Here is a 7,017-nt window from a genome sequence, read left to right as displayed (position 1 = left end):
TCATAAAGGTACTAAAAATTATTGAGATTACCAACTTTTACAAAGACTTTCTTATCCCGAACTCAGGTTAATTGGATGAATGTAGACTTAAAGGCACAAGGAATGTTCGGATAATAAGATTATGCCTAAGAGTATGTTGTACAACATCAATGTTTTTTATTTGTCAACTCTACTTAAAATAATTAGGTCTTTTTTTTGCGATACCAATAATAATTAGTAACTTTGGCACGCTAAATTGTATTCTATGTGCAATGACGGCATGTAGCCCTACGCCGAAGTCGCTTGAAAAGTGGCGGTTGGTAGAGGGCAAACATAAGAAAAGCGTTATTGGCGCTTGGTTTTTGACCTTTGGAACTTAGGACACTCCAAATCTCACGTCAAAGAACCTCGCAACGATGATGCCTATGGGTATGTTATATACGTATCTTTCATGGGGCAACCTTGTAAGGCTGGCTCTATGGGAGTGTACATATACATATCGGCGTGGGGTCTCGTTGCTTGTTCTGACGTGAAGGGCAAGTCCTAAGGCCTCAAAGGTGGAGCAAGCGACAGGTGGCTTCACGCTTTTTCGTGCTTACACTAAAGTGCACGACCTAAATAAGAAACAGTCCGAACGGAGCCATAGGACACAAACCTTGAAGTCTGGCTCTATGGGCAACAGCATAAGACAAAGCAGCAAAGACACTACGACGTGCGAGTAAAATCGTGCAGTCGCAGAGTCTTTGCTGCTTTTTTTGTTTTGTAACATACAGTCTGACTTAAACAAAAGACAGAATATGAAAAGTACTAACAAGGACAACATTATTGAAACTATCGAAGAGTATGTTGGCAGTTCACCGATACGCCCTGTAATTATATGGTTTCATTCAAATCCCGACATTGACAACGCAAGACGTGCTATCAGCGAGATGAACGGTTGTGCTACTTGCGGACAAGCACTTTACATAGATAAAGAAGGGGCAATCCAAACGCTCACTCCGTCTGGAGATGATGAACAGTTCATTATTCCTGGAACATACAACGAGAACACCAAGTTCTTCCTGTTCCACCGCTATATGGAACAGTTAAGAGGAGAGTATCTTAAATATGTCTTCGACTTGATGTATAAGACAAAGTGCCCTGTGGTATATCTTGCCAACGACTATTCTAAGGAGGAATATCCACAAGCAGATGTCTCGGCATTTGAGGAATGGGAGTATTCACAAGAATAACAATCTACTGAGAAAGACTATGGAAAAAGAAACGAGTAATACGACAACCTCTAATGAGGAACGAGATTTATTAAAAGAAAAGAACACTCTTGAAGCGATAGAGTCAAAGTTCACTGCCGTTGTCTGTTATCCCCATTTTATGATAGGAATAACACCAAAGGCCATATGCCTTATCAAGAAACGGGATGGGGAGTATTATATTGAGAAGGAGATTCCCCATGATTGGGAAGTGGCATTCGGCAATCCTGTCATGTTGAATGGAGAATTGTATCTGTGGACACATGGAACCTGCTATGCTTTGGTAAATACCAGCAATACAGGACTTCTCTCAAATCCTAAGGCAAGGCTGTCCAAGCCATTATGGACTCTGAGAAATCGCGAAACTTTGTCTGACTACGACATTGAAGAGATGCAAGACTGGCATTGGCATGAGATTGATGCCGATGACTTCTTGTTCGGCTATCTCGGAGCGTCAGGTCGTAGCGACCTTAACACAAGAGTCACAGACAGAGAGTCAAGAGCGCGCAACCGAGAGTATGCATTGGAAGAATTGTGTTCCAAAGACTGGGCAAGAAATGTAGAAGTCAGAGAGAATCAGGCATGGTCTATACAACAGGAGATTCTCAAAATAGAGAAGAAACTCAGTTCTATCAAACGGGAACGCGATGAAAAGGCTCAAGCAGAGAAACAGAACAAGGAGCGCGAAGAAATTGCTGCTAAGAAGAACCATATCGTTGCAGCACTGCTTGCCATCTTTTTTGGTGGTATTGGTGCTCACAAGTTCTATATGGGCAAGATTACTCATGGTGTGATTTACCTCATTTGCTGTTGGACATGGATACCAGCACTCCTAGGTGTGCTCTCTGGCTTAAAATGGTTGGTAAAAGGCAAAGATTGCTTTATAGATGACATTATAGAAGACGATATTTTATCCTTTTAAAGTTGAATATATGTCAAAACTTAGAATCACTTATTATGCAGAAGGACATCGCAACGGATGCAAGGTAACGCTTCATGATGTGTGCGGTCTGGTTTACGACGACTTCATCATTGATGCAAACCGTTGGAATTTATGCCACAACTCATTTGACCAAGAAGCAATCATCTTGGCTACGGCACGCATCAGATACCCGGAAGTAAACTGGGAGAGTGCGCACTATACTGAGATTCATAACGCATAGTAAAGAACATCAAAGAGAAAACCGAAACGCTTGAAAGGAAGTAGGTAATAGAGAAAGTCGAGTCGCTCGATAGGAAGTAGACATGAACGAATAAAAACATAAACTTATGCCTCGTTACAATGTATATTTCAAGTCAGAGAATGCAAGTCCTTGGGATAGCAACAGAAGTTGTTACACTGTAGACGCTTCAAGCGAAGCTGATGCTATCTCTAAATGGGAAAGAACAAGCTATGTTACCAATGGCAGTTGTCGCAACAAAGTTATTGGAGTAGAAAAAATTAGTGGTTAAAATACAAAATTATTATCACTTTAATATTACAAAATATGGACGAAGGGTTTAATGACATCCGTAAAAAGATGGAAGCTAAAGGATATGAATATATCCAAGAAATTAGAGCATATTGTGAATATTACACCGATGAAACTGGTCGTATCATTGGAATGCGTCGTGATTTTGCTTTGTTTGGAAAGCAATTGGGAAACATCACGGTCTTACGAGTATGTGGAACAAAATATGAATACGAGATAACAAAAGCTAATCGAGTAGCATATGACGATGGTTGGTACGTTGTTTTTGACCGTATAGCTGGTATGGTCTGCGAAGAAGACTACAAAATAATCTTTTGCAATGCACAATTTACCAATAACAAAGGAGATACTTTCTATTTTTGCAATCCTTATTGGAATTAACATGTTCGACTGAACACAAAAGGCTATAACACTTACAAACATACGACTATGGGATTATTTGACATTTTCAAGAAGAAAGCAAAAGAGGTATCAGAACCAACCTCTTCTTACACTTCCGACGTAGGAGTTAACTCCTCAAAAAGAAGCACTAAAAATGCGAGCAAGGAGTTTGAAAAGTATCTTACATTAGCTGAGCAAGGTGACGCAAAGATACAACTAAACCTTGCTTTGTGTTACATCTTTGGTCACGGCACAGCTGTTGATAACGTAAAAGCAAGTAAGTGGATTCTAAAAGCAGCAGAACAAGGCGATGCTAAAGCATGTTTCTTTGCTGGTAGAGTCTATTTCTATGGAGTAGGCGTTCCACAAGATTACCAAGAGTCACTAAAATGGTATAGAAAAGCTGCCGATAAAGGAGTACTCAGAGCACAACACGACATTGCAACTTCCTACAAATTAGGGGAAGGCGTGCCACAGAGCTATTCAGAAGCTGCAAAATGGTACAGAAAGGCAGCAGAAAATGGATATGCATACTCTCAGAAAGTGTTAGGCAACTTTTATGAGCAGGGACTTGGTGTAGAAAAGAACGAACAAGAAGCACTCAAATGGTATTATAAGTCTGCCATGCAAGGTTTTTCACCTGGTCAAAATGAACTTGGTGTTTGTTTCATAAAGGGAACCGGTACATCAAAGAATTACGACGAAGGAGTAAAGTACATTCGTATGGCAGCCGAACAAGGTGACGCTTCCGCACAAAACAATCTTGCCACTTGCTACTACAATGGCACAGGAGTTGATGAAGACGAAGAAGAAGCTGTAGAATGGTATCGCAAAGCAGCTGAGCAAGGACTTGTCAGTGCTCAAAAAAGACTAGCAAAATGCTATGAGGACGGCATCGGAGTTGAAAGAAATGGAACAGAAGCTTTAAAATGGCTCAACATGGAGGGGAAATATACCAAAACTCCATACTCTCCCGTAGAGATGAGTTTCGAAGAGTTTGCCTATGACATTGATTAAGGAACGTATCACACATAGAATGTCCACTTATGATAACATTGCATTACATAGACCTCTATGGTGAAGAAGAAAGAATGGTAAGACTTGTTTCACCATCATGCATTTGCTCTATAGAGCCTATACTTGATGAAGAAAGCGAGCATCATTCAAGACTCACACTAAAGAATGGAACTTCTTTCAATGTAGTTGAAACTATCGAAGAAATCAAGGATTTGATGAAGTCTGAGACATAGCAAGACTATATGATAGAAATATTCTGCCTTGAAGAGAACACCGAAACGCTTGAAAGGAAGTAGGTAATATATAACTTACAAACAGAACATTTATGTTAATATTTTTATTTGGAATCCTCATTGTCATATTACTATTTGTGGTTGGCAGTTCATTTTTAAGCCTTTTATGGGGCACTCTCTACTCATTTTGTGGTTGCGACGACCCATGCAGTGACATAGGATAAAAATTCAGAAAAGGATAAAATCTGCAAGAGGAATCATCTCCTCTTGCAGATTAAACACGGACTGATATATGAAAGAAACGCTGATAAGACTATTTGTATGTTCATTAGTAAAGACCATTACCTTAGCACGATACATACCTATAAAGGCATTATACCTTATATCGAGTTTCGCCTCTAGACTTCTTGCACTTACAGCTTCAAGTCATACAAAACGAGTAAAAAGAAATCTTGAGATTGCATTTGATGGAATGAACAAGAAGACAGAACAGTCTATTGTACATCACTACTATAGAAATTTGTATGACTTCACTTTTGAATTGGCAAAGAAGTCGTATCACTCAGACTATAAAATATGTGAGGAATGTAGATTTACGAACATAGAGTTTATCAAAACTCTATTACTGCAAAACAAAAAGATACTATGCTATAGTGGGCATTTTGTAAACTATGAGCTTTTAGTCTCCTTTCCTTTACATATCCAACATATTTGCATGGGCAACTTGTATTACTCAGGTAAAAGGAATTTGCTTACAGATTGGCTTGCAAAAACGAGACAAAGATATGGAGCTATAAATATACCACATAACTCTCCTATCAAGCCTATCTTAGCTATGCTGAAAGAACTGGAAAAAAAAAGATATGATGGAATTGTTTTGGGTAGCTTAGCTGATGTACCCCCATCAAAAAGAAGCCAACAATATATCCACAAATCTCCATTTTTCGACCACCTTCTTTCTGTTTATACAGGAACAGAGAAGATTGGAAGAAAATACAATATGATTTTTGTATATGCACATATAAGTAGGAATAGAAGAGGAATATACAATATTGAATTCAAGCAAATGTCCCCTAAAGACATCAATACAAATCCCTACGCATATACTGACGAGTTTGTTAGACTTTTAGAACAGAACATACGAGAGCAACCAGACTTATGGATGTTATGGGGAAACAAAAGACTTTCTATCACATCAGATAGAAGAAATAGCAGTGTGTAGTGAAGTAGATGTTGTTCATTTCGTTTTTTTCCGGTTTTTCCGACACTTCATTCCTGTTTGTCCGATAATGACGATAGTGGACAGAGGCATAAAAACATATACCTTTGCATCAGAATAAATAAAATACTAAAATGGAGAAATATCATATAGGGCGGGATATTCCCGCACTCATCTGCGTTATCGTATGATTAAGGAGACTGGTGAGATATTAGAGTATGAGCCAATGAGCTTCGACCAAGTGAAGGTAATGAATAATACAGAAGAGATGTAAGTTCAAGACATGCTATTCTTTTATGGATTCAACTAAAAATAATAAATATGAATACAATATTAACAAAAGAAGATGAGGCAATGATCAAGGAAGCCAAAGGCAACAAGGTTTCCGGACCAATCTACAGCGAGGACGGACTTCGCTTGTTGAAAGTACTCGGCAATCCAGAGTACCTTGAAGTGAAAGACGGTGTGAAGGCTATTTGCGATGAAGCATGCCTAGGACTTGACAATCTTCATGATGTGGTATTGCCAGCATCAGTTACCGACTTGGGCACAAGAGCTTTCGCAAGCTGCATAAAGCTCTTCAAGATAACAATGCCTGGAGTAGATTACATCGGAATGGAGAGTTTCGCTCATTGTGAAAATCTAAAAGAAATTGCCTTTCCAGAAACTTTGGGTAAGATTAGGAAAGCAGCCTTTGCTGACTGCAAAGCTTTGGAAGAGATAAATATTCCAAGCCACATGAAGATTATCGACAAGTCTGCATTCAGAAGTTCCGGACTGAAAAGTCTCAACATCGTGATAAGCGAAGACTGCAAATGCTGGATTTATGACAGATCCTTTGCAAGTTGCAAGCATCTGGAGTCTGTATATCTAAACAAGAATGTGAAGATTGTGGAGCGAATGGCGTTTGCTGGCTGCATTTCACTAAAGACGGTTGAGTTTGAGCAGCCGTCATTGACATGCTGTGCTGGTGAAATAAACGCAACGATGCTTATCGGCTGCACATCTCTCGAAAAGATTATAGTGCCAAAGAACAAGTACAACCATTACCCGGACTTCAACATCCAAGGCTATGAGTCCGATCAGTTTGAGACTCGCGACTTCAATAGTCTTGTGACTCCGAAGGAATAACCTATGAGATTACGCCTCGTGTGCGCTACAAAAGAAAGTCACATTTAAAAAAGAATCATGCTTTTGGAGTATTTGACCACAGTATACTATCGCATTGAAGGCAAACCAAATGACCTTCAAGAGATATATGACCAGTATAGGACGCTCCTAAACAAAAAACTGCTTGAAGAGGGTAAAGACAAGTCTGTATCTTACGCAAGTATGGTGTATAGTCTCGGAGTAGATACCAAAGAACAATATCTTCGGGGCAACATTATAAAATGTCTCAAGTTTCGGATTTAGAATTCAAGCCGTTTGAGCATACTCTCTAAGTGCAGCCAATCTCTTGTCATTCT

The 7,017-nt window shown here is 39.3% G+C and carries 7 protein-coding genes; all 7 read left to right on the top strand.

Going from position 1 to position 7,017, the window contains the following annotated elements; genetic code table 11:
- The first annotated feature begins 776 nt into the window (after window positions 1-776).
- Entirely contained in the window at window positions 777-1,211 is a 435-nt protein-coding gene (locus I6E49_RS13750) for a hypothetical protein (protein ID WP_235403025.1), read from the top strand.
- A gap of 19 nt (window positions 1,212-1,230) precedes the next feature.
- A complete protein-coding gene (locus I6E49_RS13745) occupies window positions 1,231-2,151 on the top strand; it encodes a TM2 domain-containing protein (protein WP_235403024.1) in 921 nt (306 codons plus the stop codon).
- A gap of 10 nt (window positions 2,152-2,161) precedes the next feature.
- On the top strand, window positions 2,162-2,392 hold the full coding sequence (locus tag I6E49_RS13740) for a hypothetical protein (protein ID WP_235403023.1): 231 nt from the start codon (window positions 2,162-2,164) through the stop codon (window positions 2,390-2,392).
- Window positions 2,393-2,716: 324 nt separating this feature from the next.
- Window positions 2,717-3,082, top strand: a complete 366-nt coding sequence (locus I6E49_RS13735) for a hypothetical protein (protein ID WP_235403022.1) — start codon at window positions 2,717-2,719, stop codon at window positions 3,080-3,082.
- Window positions 3,083-3,130: 48 nt separating this feature from the next.
- Window positions 3,131-4,099, top strand: a complete 969-nt coding sequence (locus I6E49_RS13730; RefSeq protein ID WP_235403021.1) for an SEL1-like repeat protein — start codon at window positions 3,131-3,133, stop codon at window positions 4,097-4,099.
- 525 nt (window positions 4,100-4,624) lie between these two features.
- Window positions 4,625-5,554: a lysophospholipid acyltransferase family protein gene (locus tag I6E49_RS13725; RefSeq protein WP_235403020.1), complete on the top strand. Its 930-nt coding sequence runs from the start codon at window positions 4,625-4,627 to the stop codon at window positions 5,552-5,554.
- Window positions 5,555-5,872: 318 nt separating this feature from the next.
- A complete protein-coding gene (locus I6E49_RS13720) occupies window positions 5,873-6,682 on the top strand; it encodes a leucine-rich repeat domain-containing protein (RefSeq protein WP_235403018.1) in 810 nt (269 codons plus the stop codon).
- Window positions 6,683-7,017: the final 335 nt, after the last annotated feature.

The sequence above is a fragment of the Leyella stercorea genome (genome assembly GCF_021531655.1).
Note: the sequence above shows the minus strand (reverse complement) of the source record. Positions and strands in the feature narration are given on the sequence as shown.

What these genes read in the sequence shown, in the direction of transcription:
- I6E49_RS13750 (WP_235403025.1), top strand. Translation starts at nt 777, where the DNA reads ATGAAAAGTACTAACAAGGACAACATTATTGAAACTATCGAAGAGTAT.
- I6E49_RS13745 (WP_235403024.1), top strand. Translation starts at nt 1,231, where the DNA reads ATGGAAAAAGAAACGAGTAATACGACAACCTCTAATGAGGAACGAGAT.
- I6E49_RS13740 (WP_235403023.1), top strand. Translation starts at nt 2,162, where the DNA reads ATGTCAAAACTTAGAATCACTTATTATGCAGAAGGACATCGCAACGGA.
- I6E49_RS13735 (WP_235403022.1), top strand. Translation starts at nt 2,717, where the DNA reads ATGGACGAAGGGTTTAATGACATCCGTAAAAAGATGGAAGCTAAAGGA.
- I6E49_RS13730 (WP_235403021.1), top strand. Translation starts at nt 3,131, where the DNA reads ATGGGATTATTTGACATTTTCAAGAAGAAAGCAAAAGAGGTATCAGAA.
- I6E49_RS13725 (WP_235403020.1), top strand. Translation starts at nt 4,625, where the DNA reads ATGAAAGAAACGCTGATAAGACTATTTGTATGTTCATTAGTAAAGACC.
- I6E49_RS13720 (WP_235403018.1), top strand. Translation starts at nt 5,873, where the DNA reads ATGAATACAATATTAACAAAAGAAGATGAGGCAATGATCAAGGAAGCC.